The 17,219-nt window shown below is 42.0% G+C and carries 20 protein-coding genes and 2 pseudogenes; 3 read left to right on the top strand and 19 right to left on the bottom strand.

Translation table 11 applies throughout. The features are described 5' to 3' along the window. Window positions 1-28 precede the first annotated feature (28 nt). From vrrA to JCM19038_RS00700, 3 genes and pseudogenes are all read left to right on the top strand, one after another. Window positions 29-562: a VrrA/YqfQ family protein gene (gene vrrA, locus JCM19038_RS00710; protein WP_042413494.1), complete on the top strand. Its 534-nt coding sequence runs from the start codon at window positions 29-31 to the stop codon at window positions 560-562. A gap of 75 nt (window positions 563-637) precedes the next feature. After that, window positions 638-1,596, top strand: a pseudogene (locus tag JCM19038_RS00705) (4-hydroxy-3-methylbut-2-enyl diphosphate reductase). A gap of 82 nt (window positions 1,597-1,678) precedes the next feature. Further along, window positions 1,679-2,662: a ring-cleaving dioxygenase gene (locus JCM19038_RS00700; RefSeq protein ID WP_042413491.1), complete on the top strand. Its 984-nt coding sequence runs from the start codon at window positions 1,679-1,681 to the stop codon at window positions 2,660-2,662. A gap of 47 nt (window positions 2,663-2,709) precedes the next feature. On the opposite strand, the gene JCM19038_RS00695 is transcribed toward JCM19038_RS00700, so the two are convergent. The 19 genes and pseudogenes from JCM19038_RS00695 to JCM19038_RS23200 all read right to left on the bottom strand — a co-directional run bounded on the left by JCM19038_RS00695 (window position 2,710) and on the right by JCM19038_RS23200 (window position 17,207). Beyond that, window positions 2,710-3,825 (bottom strand): Nif3-like dinuclear metal center hexameric protein, encoded by a 1,116-nt coding sequence (locus tag JCM19038_RS00695; protein ID WP_042413489.1) that lies wholly within the window; start codon window positions 3,823-3,825, stop codon window positions 2,710-2,712. After that, window positions 3,797-4,546, bottom strand: a complete 750-nt coding sequence (locus JCM19038_RS00690) for a class I SAM-dependent methyltransferase (RefSeq protein WP_193745007.1) — start codon at window positions 4,544-4,546, stop codon at window positions 3,797-3,799. Before JCM19038_RS00690 ends, JCM19038_RS00695 begins: the two co-directional genes overlap by 29 nt. A gap of 75 nt (window positions 4,547-4,621) precedes the next feature. Next, window positions 4,622-4,960 carry a cytochrome c gene (locus JCM19038_RS00685; RefSeq protein WP_042413487.1) on the bottom strand — a complete coding sequence of 113 codons (339 nt, stop codon included), beginning with the start codon at window positions 4,958-4,960 and terminating at the stop codon, window positions 4,622-4,624. A 212-nt stretch (window positions 4,961-5,172) separates the two neighbouring features. Continuing rightward, window positions 5,173-6,285, bottom strand: coding sequence for an RNA polymerase sigma factor RpoD (rpoD, locus tag JCM19038_RS00680; protein ID WP_042413484.1), 1,113 nt, complete (start codon window positions 6,283-6,285; stop codon window positions 5,173-5,175). Between the two features lie 55 nt (window positions 6,286-6,340). Further along, on the bottom strand, window positions 6,341-6,511 hold the full coding sequence (locus JCM19038_RS22540) for a hypothetical protein (RefSeq protein WP_193745006.1): 171 nt from the start codon (window positions 6,509-6,511) through the stop codon (window positions 6,341-6,343). Continuing rightward, window positions 6,484-6,792: a hypothetical protein gene (locus JCM19038_RS00675; RefSeq protein WP_042413481.1), complete on the bottom strand. Its 309-nt coding sequence runs from the start codon at window positions 6,790-6,792 to the stop codon at window positions 6,484-6,486. Before JCM19038_RS00675 ends, JCM19038_RS22540 begins: the two co-directional genes overlap by 28 nt. After that, entirely contained in the window at window positions 6,792-7,445 is a 654-nt protein-coding gene (locus JCM19038_RS00670; RefSeq protein WP_042413478.1) for a toprim domain-containing protein, read from the bottom strand. The genes JCM19038_RS00675 and JCM19038_RS00670 overlap by 1 nt, the downstream gene beginning before the upstream one ends. A gap of 52 nt (window positions 7,446-7,497) precedes the next feature. Next, a complete protein-coding gene (locus tag JCM19038_RS20205) occupies window positions 7,498-8,193 on the bottom strand; it encodes a DNA primase (RefSeq protein WP_052360877.1) in 696 nt (231 codons plus the stop codon). A gap of 347 nt (window positions 8,194-8,540) precedes the next feature. Further along, the gene (locus JCM19038_RS00660) at window positions 8,541-9,353 is read right to left on the bottom strand and encodes a pyruvate, water dikinase regulatory protein (protein WP_042359482.1); all 813 of its coding nucleotides are present in this window, start codon (window positions 9,351-9,353) and stop codon (window positions 8,541-8,543) included. Continuing rightward, window positions 9,346-9,999, bottom strand: coding sequence for a helix-turn-helix transcriptional regulator (locus tag JCM19038_RS00655; protein ID WP_042413476.1), 654 nt, complete (start codon window positions 9,997-9,999; stop codon window positions 9,346-9,348). The genes JCM19038_RS00660 and JCM19038_RS00655 overlap by 8 nt, the downstream gene beginning before the upstream one ends. A 34-nt stretch (window positions 10,000-10,033) precedes the next feature. Continuing rightward, window positions 10,034-12,112: a glycine--tRNA ligase subunit beta gene (gene glyS, locus JCM19038_RS00650; protein WP_042413475.1), complete on the bottom strand. Its 2,079-nt coding sequence runs from the start codon at window positions 12,110-12,112 to the stop codon at window positions 10,034-10,036. A gap of 2 nt (window positions 12,113-12,114) precedes the next feature. Continuing rightward, window positions 12,115-13,002, bottom strand: coding sequence for a glycine--tRNA ligase subunit alpha (gene glyQ / locus JCM19038_RS00645; RefSeq protein WP_042359481.1), 888 nt, complete (start codon window positions 13,000-13,002; stop codon window positions 12,115-12,117). Between the two features lie 297 nt (window positions 13,003-13,299). Continuing rightward, window positions 13,300-14,058: a DNA repair protein RecO gene (gene recO, locus JCM19038_RS00640; RefSeq protein WP_042413474.1), complete on the bottom strand. Its 759-nt coding sequence runs from the start codon at window positions 14,056-14,058 to the stop codon at window positions 13,300-13,302. 22 nt (window positions 14,059-14,080) lie between these two features. Next, window positions 14,081-14,209, bottom strand: a complete 129-nt coding sequence (locus JCM19038_RS21475; RefSeq protein WP_081831508.1) for a YqzL family protein — start codon at window positions 14,207-14,209, stop codon at window positions 14,081-14,083. A gap of 204 nt (window positions 14,210-14,413) precedes the next feature. Further along, window positions 14,414-15,319, bottom strand: coding sequence for a GTPase Era (gene era, locus JCM19038_RS00635; RefSeq protein WP_042359479.1), 906 nt, complete (start codon window positions 15,317-15,319; stop codon window positions 14,414-14,416). 15 nt (window positions 15,320-15,334) lie between these two features. After that, a pseudogene (locus tag JCM19038_RS23205) lies at window positions 15,335-15,733 on the bottom strand (cytidine deaminase); the annotation flags it as partial. Beyond that, on the bottom strand, window positions 15,721-16,113 hold the full coding sequence (locus JCM19038_RS00630; RefSeq protein WP_042413473.1) for a diacylglycerol kinase family protein: 393 nt from the start codon (window positions 16,111-16,113) through the stop codon (window positions 15,721-15,723). The gene JCM19038_RS00630 and the pseudogene JCM19038_RS23205, both read right to left, overlap by 13 nt. Continuing rightward, window positions 16,091-16,549 (bottom strand): rRNA maturation RNase YbeY, encoded by a 459-nt coding sequence (gene ybeY / locus JCM19038_RS00625; protein WP_042413471.1) that lies wholly within the window; start codon window positions 16,547-16,549, stop codon window positions 16,091-16,093. Before ybeY ends, JCM19038_RS00630 begins: the two co-directional genes overlap by 23 nt. After that, a complete protein-coding gene (locus JCM19038_RS23200; RefSeq protein WP_052360875.1) occupies window positions 16,542-17,207 on the bottom strand; it encodes an HDIG domain-containing metalloprotein in 666 nt (221 codons plus the stop codon). Before JCM19038_RS23200 ends, ybeY begins: the two co-directional genes overlap by 8 nt. Between the last annotated feature and the right edge of the window lie 12 nt (window positions 17,208-17,219).

Raw genomic sequence — 17,219 nt, 5'->3', positions numbered from 1 at the left:
AACTCTGTAATGAAAGGGGCTTATAAAAATGTATGGATATCCTCCCATGCCTTTGCCTATGGGACCACCGATGAGTGCGTTAGCTGCACGCTCGGCGCTACCTATGGCAAGTGCATTTCCGTTTGCCGGAGGAGCTGCTCCCGCTGCAATGGGCGGCGCCTTGTCTTCTGGACTTGGAGGGTCAGCACTCGCCTCAGGTGGTGGCGCTTTAGCTTCAATTAGTCGCTTTATGCCAATTATTCAAGGTGGTGCCAAATGGATCCCTGTTATTCGACGATACGGTCCGATGGTGCGTCAAATTCCTGGTGTCGTTCGTCAAGTAAATCAGATGCGAAGAAATTCACGACAAACTCCCTTAGCAAACAATGAACAAGAATTAATGATTGAAGAGTCGCAGCAGCAATTTGAACCACCATTACAAGACGATCGAATAGAGAGTGAGCACACTCCGTTTGTAGACTCGCATGAACACGTAAATGAGACTTCTGACATTGATTTGTCACAAACACGCGCCAATCAGTGGTATACCGGTGATGATCCTCCTCCAAAACTGTACATTTAGCAGTCAGTTTCCTTTTCAATCTCTCCATCTACCTGTATAATTACATGTAGCCTAAAAGCATTGGAGGACTTGGCGATGGAAGTTATGAAAATCACCCCGAGAGGGTACTGCTACGGTGTTGTAGACGCTATGGTTATTGCTCGCCAAGCAGCAAATGATGAAAGTTTACCAAGACCAATCTATATTCTTGGCATGATCGTTCACAATCAACACGTAACGGATGCCTTTGAGGAAGAAGGGGTCATCTCTTTAGATGGGCCAAACCGTCTTGAAATATTAAAGCAAGTCGATACAGGTACTGTGATCTTTACAGCTCACGGCGTTTCACCAGAAGTTCGCAAACTTGCTGACGAAAAAGGGTTAACGACCATTGATGCGACTTGCCCTGACGTTACCGTTACCCACGACTTAATCCTTGAGAAAAAAGCGCTTGAATACGATATCGTCTATATCGGAAAGCGCGGTCATCCAGAACCTGAAGGTGCAATTGGTGTCGCTCCAGAACACGTACACCTCATTGAAACGTTAGAAGACGTTGAGAACCTTGCACTTACACGAGGCAATGTGATCATCACAAACCAGACGACAATGAGTCAATGGGATGTTAAGAACATCATGGAACGTACGTTAGAGAAGTACCCACATGCAGAAGTTCACAATGAGATTTGTCTTGCAACACAAGTGAGACAAGAAGCTGTCGGTGATCAAGCGAAAGACGCTGATCTTCTTATCGTTGTTGGTGATCCGATGAGTAACAACTCGAACCGACTCGCTCAAGTATCAAAAGACATTGCAGAAACGAATGCTTATCGTATTGCAGATATTAGTGAATTAAAGCTTGAGTGGTTAGAAGGCGTGAACAAAGTTGCGGTTACAGCAGGGCTTCTACCCCAACAGGTATTGCGCGTGAAGTTGTTCTTTTCTTAGACCAATACGATCCTAACGATGAATCGACGTGGACGAGAGAACGTAAGATTTCTGGTGCAAAGATTTTACCACCATTACGTAAAAACATGAAATCTAGAGCACGATAAAAGGCGAGTCTTCTGACTTGCTTTTTTTTATTCAATTTGTTAGTTTATAATTAAACTGATAACCTGAAAGGTGTGATTAGACGTGAATTCTCTTAAAGGCGTCCACCATGTTACAGCAATAACGAGCAGTGCTGAGAAAAACTATGAGTTTTTTACGTATACACTTGGAATGCGACTCGTAAAGAAAACGGTCAACCAAGACGATATTCAAACGTATCACCTCTTCTTTGCTGACGATCGTGGTCAAGCAGGTACCGATATGACATTCTTTGATTTTCCTGGAATTCCTAAAGGACAACACGGAAATGATGAAATTCACAAGACTTCCTTCCGCGTTCCAAGCGATGATGCGTTACGCTACTGGGAGAAACGCTTCGCTCGCTTAGGCGTTGAGCATAAGGCAATCGCACTCCAGTTTGGCAAACGTGTACTTGATTTCACAGACTTTGACGGACAATTGTATCAACTCATCTCAGATGAGTTTAACGAAGGCGTCTTAAGCGGTACACCGTGGCAAGATGGTCCGATTCCATTAGAGTACGCGATTACTGGCCTTGGACCAGTTCATATACGAACGTCTCAAAAAGAAGGCATGAACGCATTTCTAGAGCAAGTACTTCAATTCAATGAAGTAAAAGAAGAATCCCCACACACGTTATTTGAGGTCGGTGAAGGAGGAAACGGCGCACAAGTAATCGTCGAACACAATACTGTTTTGCCTTCTGGAAGACAAGGCTATGGGACTGTACACCACGCTGCCTTTCGCGTTGAAGATCAAACCGTCTTAAAAGAATGGATTGATCGTCTCAACAACCATAAAATTCCAAACTCAGGCTTTGTTGATCGTCACTTCTTTGCTTCCCTCTATGCTCGTGTCACGCAAGGCATTTTATTTGAATTTGCAACAGACGGTCCTGGATTTATGGGTGATGAGCCGTACGAAACACTTGGCGAAAAACTGTCATTGCCTCCTTTCTTAGAACCGAAACGAGAAAGTATTGAACAGTCCGTACGCCACATTGATACGACTCGAAGCACGATCACGTTTGAAAAAGAATACGAATAACGAAAAACACCCCAGTTGTCTTTTTTAGACACAACCGGGGTGTTTTTTTATAGAAATGAAAATGGGTCCGTATTCAGTTTAGAATCAATCACTTCGATCACTAGTCCACGCTTCTCTGCTTCGTTTTGAAGTACTTCTAAAAGCCCACGTTTCATCACTTCTTCAACGTGATGACCTGGATCTACGAGTGCAAGTCCTTCGTTCTGAGCATCTTGTGCGTTATGGAACTTTAAATCTCCAGTCACGTACACATCTGCTCCTTTTTGTTTGGCATTCTTCCAATAGTTGTTGCCATCGCCGCCTAGCACAGCGACCGTTTCTATCGGTTGGTCCAACTCACCAACATAACGAAGTCCATCTATCTTAAACGTTTCTTTCATTTCTTCTAGAAATCGTTTAAGCGTCGTTTTTTCACGTAGCTTGCCAAATCGACCTAAACCGAGAGTCTTGCCAGCAAGTGATAGTGGATAAAGATCGTAGGCAACTTCCTCATAAGGATGAGCTTTATGAAGAGCTTGAATAACAGCTTGACGTAACGACTCAGGCAGAATCGTTTCAATTCGTTCTTCATCGACTTTCGTCTTTACACCTTGCTGTCCAATATGTGGGTTTGTCTCATCCCCTGGCAAAAACGCGCCTGTACCCGCGGTAGAAAATGAACAATGTGAATAGTTGCCGATATGACCAGCGCCAGCATCACCAATCGCGTCCCGCACCTTCTCTGCATCTTCACTCGGCACAAACGCTACGAGCTTGTATAGCTTTTCACTTTCCGTTGGTACGAGTACTTCTGTGTCTTCAATTCCTAACTTCTCTGCTAACCAATCGTTCACGCCACCTTTAGCGATATCAAGGTTCGTATGAGCTGAATAAACACTAATGTTATTCGTTAAACATTTGTGCACAATCTTTCCTTTAGGTGTGTTCACATCGATGGCTTGTAAAGGGATAAATAGAAGTGGGTGATGAGCGACAATCATGTTCACTCCGTTTTCTACTGCCTCATCGACGACTTGCTCGGTCACATCAAGCGTAGTCATTACTCGTGTAACGATTGCATTGGCATCCCCAACTGTAAGTCCAATCGGATCCCCTTCCACCGCCAATGACTTTGGCGCAAAGCCTTCAACGATGTTAATGACCTCTTGCACTGTAGTTGACATTCGGAATAACCTCCTCAATTTGATCGATTTGCTTTTGAATTCTAACGTACGCTTCGTTGCTATTTAAATCTTGATAATTCGCAATCGCAATCTGCTCTTTAATTCGTTGTAAATGCGCGTATTCATTGTGCCATTTTTGCATAAAAGCATCCGACTGCTCTTTCATTAATAACGGTCCAAAACGCATCGCTAATGATTTGTTACCACCATCATAAGGATCTGCGATATCGTCACTCTTCACAGCAACGATCACTTCATAGAAGTGCTCTCCTTCTTGAATCATCGTTTCATTTTGAATCGTGAAACCGTGGTTACTTAACCATGATCGAACGAGCTCTGCTGCAACGTTTGCTTGTAAAATTAACGTCTTTGCATTAAACAGGTGCTGTTTTCCTTTCGTTAAGATGTCACAAATGAGACCACCACCCATACCAGCGATCGTAATGACATCCACTTCATCACTTTCTTTAAGCGTTGTTAACCCATTACCGTGGCGAACTTCAATACGTTCTGTTAATTGATGGTTGCTTACATTGCGGAGTGCATTTTGGAACGGTCCACCATTGACATCACTTGCTACTGCTTTATTTATCAATCCGTCTAGTGCTAGTGCAACGGGTAGTTGCGCGTGATCAGTTCCGATATCTGCAACTGTCGTATTCCTCGGAGTGTTCAAGGCAATAAAACGTAAACGCTCAGATAGCTGTTTAACGTGCATCATGTTTGTACCCTCTTTCCCTGACGAAAAAACGCCAATCATAGAAAAAGGAGCCTTACAGGGCTCCTTTTTTCATTGTTATTGATTTGCAACGTACTCAGCTACAGCTTCAGCTTCTTCACCAGTTACTAAATCTGCAGGCATCATACCTGGTCCTTCTTCAATCGCTTGAAGTACAGCTTCTGCATCCATACCAGCGATCGCTGGTGCAGAACCTCCAGCTCCATTATCACCGTGACAGCTTAGACAGTTATCTTCAAACAGTGAATCCGCCATCTCGACTGGATCGCCAGATCCTGAATCTCCATCTTCAGCATCGTCGCCACCAGCACCTAAACCGATGAACGAAAACGTAATGATTAACAAGATACCAACCCCCGCAATAATAGCGAATGGTATTAATGGTTGTCCCTTCACGAGCCTTCCTCCTCAAACATAACTTTATGTATACGTAGAAAAACGATTCGGTTTTTATTTTATACGAAAACTAGATGAAAGAAAAGTCTTCCGCCGTTTGTTTTCGTAAATTGTCATTTTTACTTTGACGTAATTTGCATTTCGATTGAAAGCTCGGTAATATGAAAAAAACGGGTTGCAGTATTAGGAGTGCAACCCGCATAACGAACTTTCTACTCCATAAAGTCTTTCAAACGCTTACTACGACTAGGATGGCGCAACTTACGCAAGGCTTTCGCTTCAATTTGACGAATTCGCTCACGCGTAACGCCGAACACTTTACCTACTTCCTCAAGTGTACGCGTACGACCGTCATCTAGACCGAAGCGTAGACGCAGTACGTTCTCTTCACGGTCAGTAAGTGTATCTAGGACGTCTTCAAGTTGCTCTTTAAGAAGCTCATAAGCTGCAGCATCAGATGGTGCTAGCGCTTCTTGGTCTTCAATAAAGTCACCAAGATGAGAATCATCTTCTTCACCAATTGGTGTTTCTAATGACACTGGCTCTTGTGCAATCTTTAAGATCTCACGCACTTTATCTGGAGTAAGGTCCATTTCCTCAGATACTTCTTCTGGAGTTGGTTCGCGTCCAAGATCTTGCAACAATTGACGTTGCACACGAATCAACTTATTAATTGTTTCTACCATGTGAACTGGGATTCGGATTGTTCGCGCCTGGTCAGCAATGGCACGCGTAATCGCTTGACGAATCCACCAAGTTGCATACGTACTGAACTTAAACCCTTTATTATAGTCAAACTTCTCTACCGCTTTAATAAGACCCATATTACCTTCTTGAATGAGGTCAAGGAATAACATTCCCCGCCCTACATAACGTTTGGCAATAGAAACGACGAGACGCAAGTTTGCTTCTGCTAGACGACGCTTTGCTTCTTCGTCATCTTCTTCAATCCGCTTGGCAAGATTGATTTCTTCTTCAGCAGAAAGCAATGGAACACGTCCAATTTCTTTAAGGTACATACGAACAGGGTCGTTAATCTTAATACCTGGTGGTACACTTAAATCATTTAGATCAAGATCTGTCTCTTTTGCCACTTGATCCATACTAGGGACTTCTTCGCCTTCGTTGAGCAAATCGACACCTTGCTCACCAAGATACTCAAAAAATTCATCCATTTGGTCTGAGTCTTGATCATACGGTGCTAATTTCTCGGTAACCTCGGTGTAGGATAGTACACCACGTTTCTTTCCAATTTCAACGAGCTGCTCTTTGACTTGATCGATCGACAATTCACCTTCAGCTAAGCGAGATGGTTTCTCTGCCATTCGATCTCCCTCCTTCCAATTCCAAACGAAAACACTTTACAAAAATGCGTGTATTTTAGCGTACTCTCGTACGCTTAAATGGGAGTTTGCTCCCGAATTTCTTCTTAAGAGCAATCAATTGATTCCCAATTTGTACCGCGGCTTCTATATCTTTTCGTTGTTCAGCATTCTTAAGTTCTTGTTCTTTTCCTTCTATTTCTACCCAAGTTGGATAGTTCTTAACCAAGTTGATATATCTTCAAAGGCTTCTTTAGTCATTTCTACACTTGGCTCAAAAACAATTTCTGTTGCAATTCTTGCCAAGTCAGGGTCTTTTACATACATAACAAACTCATTACCGCCTTCTTGACGACCTTCTGCATAATAGGCATACAGATAAGCCGAGATGGCTGCGTACTGATCAACATTGAAGTTACCACCGATTGCTTCTTCAACCGCTTGCGCCCATTCCTCTTCTTCAATCATCGCTTTTAATAACATGCGTTCTGCGTTATGAAACGCAGGCATTAACCGGTTTCGGGCTTAGGCTTCGATTTCATTGGAGCTGGTCGCTGCTCAGTCGTTACAAATCGATTCTGATGGTTGCTCCGTTCGTGAACGTGTTGTTTCCTGGAAAGATCATTTAATTCAGTGTGCAACGCCTCCATCGAAAGGTTAAATTCAAAAGAAAGCTCCTTTAAATAATATTCTCGATCAATGGCACTTTCGATGTCTAAAAGTATCTCTAATACCTGTTCGATATATAAGCGTTGTTCTCCTTCTCGCTGTAAGTTTTTCTCACGTCTTAACGATTGGATTTTAAACGAAGTTACCGATTGAGAACGTTCGTAGACGAGTGTTCGAAATGCTTCATGACCTTGTGTCTGAATATATTCATCAGGATCGCTACCATCTGGAATTGGACAAATTAAAACGTTGCAACCGACGCTCTGTAAGCTTTGTGCGTTCTTAAAAGCCGCCTCGCGCCCGGCATGATCACCGTCATAACAGAGAACGACGTTCTCTGTTAACTTGCGAATCAATTTCGCTTGCCGTGTTGTGAGTGAAGTCCCAAGCGCTGCCATGCCGTGATCAACACCTGCCATCCAGGCAGAAATCACATCCATGCAACCTTCAAACAATACGAGTTGATCTTTCTTTCGAACCGTTTGTTTCGCCAAATGAAACCCGTATAAGATTTCATTTTTCTTGAACAGTTCGGTTTCAGGCTATTTAAATACTTGGCTTCGATTCTTTGTGAAGCGCTCGCCCATTAAAGCCAATAACTCGACCTTGAAGGTCATGCAAAGGAAACATTACCCGGTTGTGAAAACGATCATACGCTTTTCGTCCGTCTTCAGGAAACTGTAACAGTCCACCAGATTCTAGTGACTGAACATCAAACTCACGCTTTTCGAGTAACGTTGTTAGTGACGAACGTTCATTTGGCGCGTAACCGATTTGGAAATGAAGTAACGCTTGTTCAGTAAGACCACGGTTTTCCATATATTGAAAAGCATTGCGACCTTGTTCTGTATTCATAAACAAATGGTGATAAAACCGGGCAGCTAACTCATGAGCGCGCCTAAGCGGATCATGAACGTCCGAATTCCCTTCATCTGTAGCCACTTCAGATACATCAACATTTGTCATTTCAGCTAAGCGGATAATGGCATCACGAAAAGACAGCTTTTCGTAATCTGTCATAAATGAAATGACATTCCCAGCCGCCCCACAACCAAAACAATAATACAGCTGTCGATCTTTTGAAACTGAAAAAGAAGGTGTGTTCTCACCGTGGAAAGGACATAGTCCGACGTAACGCCCTTGCCCTTGCTTCTTCAGTTGAACGACTTCACCAATTACATCGACGATCTCCGCTCGTTCACGAACTTCTTGGATGAGCGATTCCGGTATTGGATGAGACAATCAACGATCACCACCACATCGTTCGATTTTATTGTTTGGCACATCAAAAAATGAATAAAGTTTGCAAATAAGTTTTGACAATAATAGCTAAGGATGACGAATCGCTAACTCGTATTCTTTACCCAAACTTGCCTACATTGCAAACCATTTCTACAAAAACTGCATTATACCTCTATAAAAAACGTCTATTCGTAAAAAATATAATAGACGTCACTTCTACGCATTACACTATTATAATTGAATTTTATTTCGTTGACTATACTTGTCTTAAAAAAAGCTCGAATTTCGTCGATTTCAAGTGAAAAGATGCGGAAAGTGAATGGTTCGTTTCCCGCATCGATTTTATTTTAAGCTTTAAAGTAGCTCGATATGATATTGGCAGTTTCTTCAACTGCTTTATTAGATACATCGATGACACGACATCCGATGCGTTCCATAATCGCTTCTGAATACTCTAATTCACTCTTAATTCGCTCTAGGCTTGCATAGTTCGCTTCTGCCTTTAAGCCAAGTGACTTTAAACGTTCTGAACGAATCTCAATGAGTTTTTCTGGTGAAATCTTCAAGCCGATACATTTTTCTGGTGAAATCTTAAAAAGTTCTTCAGGGGGATCGAGTTCTGGTACGATCGGTACGTTCGCCACTTTTAATCGTTTATGTGCAAGATATTGGGATAACGGCGTTTTCGAAGTTCTTGACACCCCGATTAAGACGATATCTGCATGCAATACACCACGTGGATCACGACCATCATCATACTTCACGGCAAACTCAATCGCCTCGACCTTTTGAAAATAATCTTCATCTAAACGATAGACGAGACCTGGCTCATACTTTGGCTGCAACTGAAGCAACGTCGTTAATTTATCAAGGATCGGACCGAGTAAATCAACCGCTTCTACTTTCTCACGTTCTGCAGACATTTGCATGTACGCTTTAATCTCAGGAACGACGAGCGTGTACGCAATCATTGCGCCTACATCTTTTGCAAGTGAGATTACTTCATTAATGGTTGCCTCATCTTCAACATAAGGAATTCTCCGAACTTCAATTGACGTCTCTCCAAATTGACTCGCAGCCGCTCGGATGACTAATTCCGCAGTCTCTCCTACAGAATCTGAGACAACATAAACGATCGGGTGCGCCTGAAATTTAGTCATATTTCTCCTCCTTTAGCGGCAGATCTCGATTCACTAGATCCACGAGAAGCTTGGTCGTCGTCGTTTTTGTAATACGGCCGATAACTTCAAACTCCCTAGGACTTTTACGATTAACGACAGGCAAGGCATCGATTTGTTTTTCAATGAGTCGCTTACATACTTCAATCATTAAATCATCTTTATAACAAACCGTAATATTAGGCATTCTCGTCATAATAATGCTTACTGGCATCGATTCTAATTCTTGATTACCAAGACTTGCTCGAAGCAAGTCTTTTCTAGAAAGCACTCCTGCAAGGTTTGACTTCGCATCTAACACAAAAATGGTCCCAACGTCTTCAAGGAACATCGTGCTAATGGCATCATAAACCGAATCTGACTCCTTAACGACGACTGGAATGGATTGATAATCTTTTACACGGATATTTTTTAGCTGTTCTAAAGGGATTTCCGCACCAGCTTTACCTGTGTAGTAATAACCGACACGAGGTCTTGCACCAAGAAACCCGACCATCGTTAAAATGGCTAAGTCTGGACGTAATGTAGCACGGGTAAGCGACAACTTTTCAGCAATTTTCTCACCAGTAATCGGACCTTCTTGCTTTACAATTTCTAGTATCTTTTCTTGTCGACTCGTCAATTCGATGGCTCATCACCGCCTTTACCGCTTAGTGTATTCATCAAGAAGGTAAAACGAGGGCTTGGAACTGCGCAAAGCGACTGATCTCCAATGAGAGAACTTGCATTTGTGCTAAACGATTCTGCTTCAATTGATCATTGTCGCTCATAACCATAATACCTTCAAAGTAACGGTGAATGACTGGTGCAAGTTTTTCTAGTTCTTCAAATGAACTTGATACTTCACCATTCAAAAGCTTCACGCCGAGTGCATCTTTCAATGAAACGTAAGCATCGTACAGTTCTCGTTCCTCGTCTTTTTCAAACAAAGCAACTTGAACATCGGCTGGTCCTTCTTGCTTCTTTGCAATGTTATTCACACGACTTAATGCTTCAGTTACGTCTTTAAGACGCTTTGTGTCATGAAGCTCTTGTAATACGTCAGCTTTATCAAATAGTACATCAATTCGTCCGAATGGCGATACGAGAATCGCTTCAATAATATCGTAAGAAATGCCTCGCTCCTCAAGTGCTGCTTTTAAGCGAAGTTTGAAAAACTCATCCAAGTCATCCTTTAACGACTCGGTTTCTGATGGATATGCAGCGGCATTAGAAATCTCAATTGCATAATCACGTAAAGCTTCGTACGTAAAGGAAAGCTTAAAGTGGCGTGTTACGTTAACAATTGCCGCTGCTTGCCTTCTTAAGCCGTAAGGGTCTTGTGAGCCCGTTGGTTTGAGTCCAATTGCGAACGAACTCGTAATCGTATCAAGCTTATCAGATACACTAACTAACGCACTTTCAACGGCTGTTGGCAAGTCATCACCTACAAATCTTGGCAAATAATGCTCTCGAATTGCCGTTGCTACCTTTTCATTTTCCCCAAGTCGATTCGCATAATCACTACCCATTAAGCCTTGCAACTCTGGAAATTCATCAACCATATTCGTAGATAGGTCGATCTTTAAAAGCTCAGCAGCACGCGCCGCGTTTGATGACACATCGCCACTTTCACTAATTGCACTTGATAACTTCTCAACCAATTGCTTCGTGCGTTCACTTTTCTCTTTAATCGTTCCAATTTTCTCGTGTTCAACAATAACGTCCATACGGGAAACTAACGTGTCAAGAGAGTGCTTTTGATCTTCTTTGTAGAAAAACACACCATCTGAAAGTCGCGCACGCAGCACTTTTTCATTGCCTCGGCGAATGTTCTCCAAATGACGATGATCGCCATTACGAACCGTAATAAAGTAAGGCAGCAACTCACCTGCTTGACTGTGTACTGCAAAATAACGTTGATGCTCACGCATTGATGTAATTAACACTTCATCTGGAAGTTGCAAAAACTCCTCAGAGAATGAGCCAAACAATGCTGTTGGGTATTCAACTAGGTTCGTGACTTCTTGAAGTAAGCCTTCTTCAACATCAACGTTCCAATTGTGCTCTTCTTCTAGTAAACCGATCTGTTGACGAATTGCATCTTGCCGCTTCGTTGGGTCAACGATCACATACTCGCTCAAAAGTTTCTCTTCAAACTCATCGGCGTGCAAAACGTCAATTGTTTCCCCTAAAAAGCGGTGTCCTCTCGTCGTTCTTCCAGCTTTAATGCCTGCAACACTGCCATCAACGACCGCGTCCCCATATAATGCAACGAGCCAATGAATTGGTCGTACATATCTCGTTTTATTTGAGCCCCAACGCATGCTTTTAGGGAATGGAATGTTTAAAAACAACGGAAATGTTTCTTTTAACAAATCAATCGTTTTTACACCACTTACTTTTTTAACCGCATACACGTATGTGCCTTGTTCTGTTTCTTCTACTGTAAGGTCATCAACATCTAAGCCTTTTCCTTTAGCAAAGCCGATTGCAGCTTTCGTCCACTCACCGTTTTCGTCTTTAGCAATGGATACTGCAGGACCTCTAGACTTTTCGATTGCATCTGGTTGCTCTTCTTTTAAATTGGAAACTATAACGCCAAAACGCCTCGGAGTAGAGAATCCTTGTAACTGATCGTAATCTAAGCGATTTTCTTTTAGCCAAGTTCGAATGTTTGCTTCAAATGTATTCTGTGCGAGATCAACAAATTGTGCTGGTATTTCTTCAAAACCTAATTCAAGTACTAATGCCTTACCCATCGTTACGCTTCCCCCTTTTTCTCTGCTTTTAGTAGTGGGAATCCTAAACGTTCACGTTCAGCATAATGAATGGATGCACATTTTCTAGCAAGGTTTCTCACTCTTCGAATGTATCCCGTTCTTTCTGTTACTGAAATTGCACCACCTGCATCAAGCAGGTTAAACGTATGTGAACACTTTAAAATATAGTCATAAGCCGGAAAGACGAGGTTTTTATCAAGTGCAATCCCTGCTTCTTTTTCGTACGTCACAAACAACTTCTGAAGCATATCATGGTCGGCCACTTCAAACGTGTACGTCGAATGCTCAAATTCTGGTTGATAGAAGATATCACGATACGTATAGCCTGCTTCCCATTCTAGATCAAACACATTTTCTTTGTCTTGAATGTAAGAGCAGAGTCGTTCTAAACCGTACGTTAATTCAACCGCGACTGGATCCGCATCAAGTCCCCCTACTTGCTGGAAGTACGTGAATTGTGTAATCTCCATGCCGTCAAGCCAAACTTCCCAACCGAGACCCCATGCATTTAGCGTGGCATCTTCCCAATTGTCTTCAACAAACCGAATATCATGTTCTAAAGGATCAATGCCAAGCGCCTTTAAGCTTTCAAGATACAACTCTTGAATGTTTGGAGGCGATGGTTTCATAATGACTTGAAATTGATGATGCTGATACAGACGATTTGGGTTGTCTCCGTATCTGCCGTCTGATGGTCTTCTTGAAGGCTCGACATACGCCGCATTCCACGGTTCTGGCCCTATGCTTCGTAAAAATGTCATTGGGTTCATCGTACCTGCGCCTTTTTCTACATCGTACGGTTGCATAATAAAACAGTTTTGTTCAGCCCAAAACGATTGTAATTTAAGAATGACTTGTTGAACATTCATGTGTTTAATCCCTACCCTTTCTTCATCTACGTAAAAGCAAAAAAACGCCCCTAGCTCAAAAAATGAGCTAGGGACGATTAATAACCGCGGTTCCACCCTAATTGTGCAAATCGCACCACTTAAGTTCTATTCACTCAAAAGTTCCTTCCACAGTTATCGTTACGTGGCTTGCACTTTCCCACACTCGCTAAAAACGACAAGTCTCTGTGTACTCCTCTTTCTCATCGTGAATTATGTAGTTAGTCGTAAAAATTATCATACATAAAAAATTTAAGACTGTCAACTTTAAAGAACAAGCTACTTAGGTAGTTCAGGGTTCCAATTCACCCACTGATCTAAAAAACGTTTCGTTTTTAAATTTAATCCAGCATACGACTCATAGTAGCCGTCGATCACTGTCTTTAACGCACTCTTATTCTGGTCGTTTAATGCGAGTTGACCGAGTTGGTCTGGCTTTACGTAATACAACATTCGTAACAACTTGACTTGTTTATCATCCAGCGTATAACGATACGGATCAATCTCAATGCAATGATGACATAAAAATCCTGCTTCTCGAACTGAAAACGAGAACACACCTGACGTTCTGCCACAGTTTACACAAGCGTCTAACTGCGGGCGTATCCCTAACAAATGCGTCATCTTCAGTTCAAATAACATCTTAATTACGTCAGGGTCATCACCGTCTCTTAATCGACCGAGCATCGATAGGATAAGCGAAAACGTAGCTGGACTTGGCACGTGCTCCTCTGTCGCTGCATCGAGCAACTCGAGTAAATATGCAGCATAAGCACCTTTATCCAAATTCTCACGCAAATGACGGAACGAATGTAACATTTCTCCTTGTGACAACGTGCTCATGCTTTGCCGATAATAAAACGTGAAATATGCATGTGCATACGGTTGAGCAATTGCAGCAAATTGGCTCTTTGGTTTCTTTGCGCCTTTCGCCATTAAAGCAATTTTGCCACGCTCTTTCGTGTACACTTTTACAATGATATGGGACTCGCCATATGGAATAGTCCGTATGACGATCCCTTCGCTTTTGTCTAACATGTCGTCGCTTCTTCCTCAGTAATCATTCACTATCTTGTTCTTCTATTTCGTGTAAGCTTTCTTCCCCATCATCAACGCATTCATTTTCCTTATGCAATAGGTACGAATCCAAATTCCCGGTTAAAGAAAATAACTTCCAATAACTCAACATAAGAAAGCACCCCTTTTAAAGTAACATATGTTTAGAATGAGCATAAGTGCAATTCTTCATAAGTAGTAATACTTGGGTTATTACCCTCTATCTGACCTTCATAATCGTTATGTTGACTATAAGTTGTCCAACGAAAAAAAACAATGGCTTCGAGTAGATCACCATTGTTTCGAGTAAATCTTATTGTTTTTGCACGACATTTACTTATTCTCGATTCGAATAGCCTTGTTCATTCAAAAATCGCGCTTTGTTTCGCCAATCTTTTTGCACTTTCACCCATAGTTCAAGAAACACGTCTGTTCCAAGTAATTTGCGAATATCCTTTCGCGCTTCTTGTCCGACTTGTTTTAACATCGCCCCACGTTTTCCGATGACAATTCCTTTTTGAGAATTCCGCTCAACAACAATTGTTGCTTGTACATACGTTTTGCGATCAGGGCGTTCCTTCACTTGATCAATGACAACCGCAACACTGTGAGGGATTTCATCACGAGTATGATAAAGCACCTTCTCACGAATGAGCTCAGCAATAATAAACCGTTCAGGATGGTCAGTAATTTGCTCATCAGGATAATATTGCGGCCCCTCTGGCATGTACTTTACGAGATTCTCCACTAAGACAGGAACATTTTGTCCTTCTAATGCTGAGATCGGAATGATTTCTTTGAAATCATAATGATGACGATATTCTTCAATTCTCTCTAGCAATTGCTCTGGGTGAACTTTATCGATTTTGTTCATAACGAGAAATACTGGCGTCTGAATCTTTTTAAGCGATTCAAGAATAAACTCTTCGCCTTTTCCAAATGGTTCGGCGACATCGATAAAGAATAAGACGACGTCAACTTCTTTTAACGTGTCTAGCGCTTGATTGACCATAAACTCACCAAGCTTATGTTTTGGCTTATGAACGCCTGGTGTATCTAAAAATACGAGCTGTTCGTTTTCTGTCGTGTAAACCGCTTGAATTTTATTACGTGTCGTTTGGGGTTTATCGCTCATAATCGCAATCTTTTGGCCGATAACTTGATTTAATAATGTCGACTTACCTGCATTCGGTCTACCGATTAATGAGACAAATCCCGATTTAAATTGATTATTTTTGTTCATCATATCTCCTGCTCCAAATGCACCTGGCAATAATTGTTGGATCGTAACCGAGTGCTTCTCTCCGTTTACGTTGGCGAGAATTACCTCTCCGTCTTGGTCCATAAATTCAGCAATCACTTGACGACAAGCCCCGCACGGCGAAACCGGCCCTTTCGTATCTGCTGTTACATAAAGCTTTTTGATTTTTCGATGCCCTTCTGACATCGCTTTAAAAATGGCTGTTCTTTCAGCACAATTCGTCAATCCATAAGACGCATTTTCAATGTTACACCCGCTGTATAATGTACCATCTTCCGTCTCAAGACTTGCACCTACTTGAAATGTGGAATAAGGAACGTATGCGTGTGATCGTGCGTTTTCTGCTAATTGTTGTAATTGGTTCGTCAATGTATGCTCCTCCTCTATGAGATCCATTGCAATAGTGGTTCAAAAAATATAATAATACCAACGACGACAGCAATCATACTAAAGATAAGGACCGCTGATGCTGCCACGTCTTTTGCGATTCCTGCAAGTGGATGATAGTCACTCGACACGAGGTCAACGATTCGTTCAATTGCTGTATTGACCATTTCAAGAGCAATCACTCCACCGATGACAATCATTAAAATCGCCCATCTTAATGGTGATAATTCGACCATAAGGCCGAAGACAATAATCAAAAGCGATACGCCCAAGTGGATTTGCATGTTCTGTTCGTAACGAAGTACATAGTATAATCCTTGAAAGGCGTATACAAAAGAATGTAGTAACCTGCGAAAGCCTTTACGTTTACGCTTCTCTCCCCAACCCATAAGCGCTTAAAAGTTCCTCCTGCAACGTAAACATTTCACGTTCTTCTTCTTCATCCATATGGTCATATCCGAGTAAATGCAATAGACCGTGCACGCTTAAGAACGCTAGTTCACGCTCAATTGAATGCTCATATTCTTCAGCCTGTTCTTTCATTCGTTCCACACAAATAACGATATCTCCAAGTACATGCTCGTCTCCTGGCATTTGTTCATCGTCATTCAATGCAAACGACAATACGTCTGTAACCGCATCTTTATTCCGGTAATCACGATTAAGTTCTTGGATTCGATCTTCATGCACGAACACCAGGGAACATTCCGTCGTTTCATCAAGCTCAAGATGCTTGTACGAGAATAAGATTACATTTTTGACGAGCTCTATTCTTTCGTCAGTTAACGTATTTGTTTCATCAATCACATCAATGTTTTCACTCATTTTCCTTTACTTCTCCTTGCTCATCGTCTGGATATTCAATTCTAGAATGAAACGTCCCTTTCAACGTTTCACACATTGAATCTGCGACAGTCGCTAACTCTTTTAATGTAATATCACATTCGTTAAATTGCTGGTCAACAAGACGATCACGAATGATCGCATCGACGAGGTTTCGAATTTTCTCTTCTGTTGGATTAGGCATTGAACGGACTGCAGCTTCAACGCTATCTGCAATTCCGATAATCGCCGATTCTTTAAATTGTGCCCGTGGTCCAGGATATCGATACTCTGACTCTACAGGTTCTTTGCCTTGTTCTTTCGCCTTATAGTAGAAGAACTTCAATAAAGTAGTACCGTGATGTTCCTTTGCGATATCGACAATCTCTTTCGGAAAGTTGTGTTTTTCAAGGATCGCTGCCCCGTCATACGGATGATCAATAATAATTTGCTTGCTTCGCTCTGGCGGTAATCGATCGTGCGGATTCTCAATTTGCATTTGGTTTTCAATAAAGTACATCGGATTTTTCGTTTTACCTAAGTCATGATAATAAGCACCTACACGAGCAAGTAGACCATTTGCACCAATTGCTTCAGATGCTGCTTCAGAAAGGTTAGCAACCATTACACTATGGTGATACGTTCCCGGAGCTTCAAGCAAGATCTTTCGAAG

Origin of the sequence: Geomicrobium sp. JCM 19038, from assembly GCF_000698125.1 — a bacterium.
GTDB lineage: Bacteria > Bacillota > Bacilli > Bacillales > Marinococcaceae > Geomicrobium_A.
This window is presented reverse-complemented; position numbering and strand designations above follow the sequence as displayed.

Bases quoted from the DNA above. Each gene is read 5' to 3' on its own strand.
- vrrA (WP_042413494.1), top strand. From the start codon at position 29: ATGTATGGATATCCTCCCATGCCTTTGCCTATGGGACCACCGATGAGT.
- JCM19038_RS00695 (WP_042413489.1), bottom strand. From the start codon at position 3,825: ATGTCAACTACAGTGCAAGAGGTCATTAACATCGTTGAAGGCTTTGCG.
- JCM19038_RS00690 (WP_193745007.1), bottom strand. From the start codon at position 4,546: ATGATGCACGTTAAACAGCTATCTGAGCGTTTACGTTTTATTGCCTTG.
- rpoD (WP_042413484.1), bottom strand. From the start codon at position 6,285: ATGGCAGAGAAACCATCTCGCTTAGCTGAAGGTGAATTGTCGATCGAT.
- JCM19038_RS00675 (WP_042413481.1), bottom strand. From the start codon at position 6,792: ATGCCTGCGTTTCATAACGCAGAACGCATGTTATTAAAAGCGATGATT.
- JCM19038_RS00660 (WP_042359482.1), bottom strand. From the start codon at position 9,353: ATGACTAAATTTCAGGCGCACCCGATCGTTTATGTTGTCTCAGATTCT.
- glyS (WP_042413475.1), bottom strand. From the start codon at position 12,112: ATGGGTAAGGCATTAGTACTTGAATTAGGTTTTGAAGAAATACCAGCA.
- glyQ (WP_042359481.1), bottom strand. From the start codon at position 13,002: ATGAATGTTCAACAAGTCATTCTTAAATTACAATCGTTTTGGGCTGAA.
- recO (WP_042413474.1), bottom strand. From the start codon at position 14,058: ATGTTAGACAAAAGCGAAGGGATCGTCATACGGACTATTCCATATGGC.
- JCM19038_RS21475 (WP_081831508.1), bottom strand. From the start codon at position 14,209: ATGTTGAGTTATTGGAAGTTATTTTCTTTAACCGGGAATTTGGATTCG.
- era (WP_042359479.1), bottom strand. From the start codon at position 15,319: ATGAACAAAAATAATCAATTTAAATCGGGATTTGTCTCATTAATCGGT.
- JCM19038_RS00630 (WP_042413473.1), bottom strand. From the start codon at position 16,113: ATGGGTTGGGGAGAGAAGCGTAAACGTAAAGGCTTTCGCAGGTTACTA.
- ybeY (WP_042413471.1), bottom strand. From the start codon at position 16,549: ATGAGTGAAAACATTGATGTGATTGATGAAACAAATACGTTAACTGAC.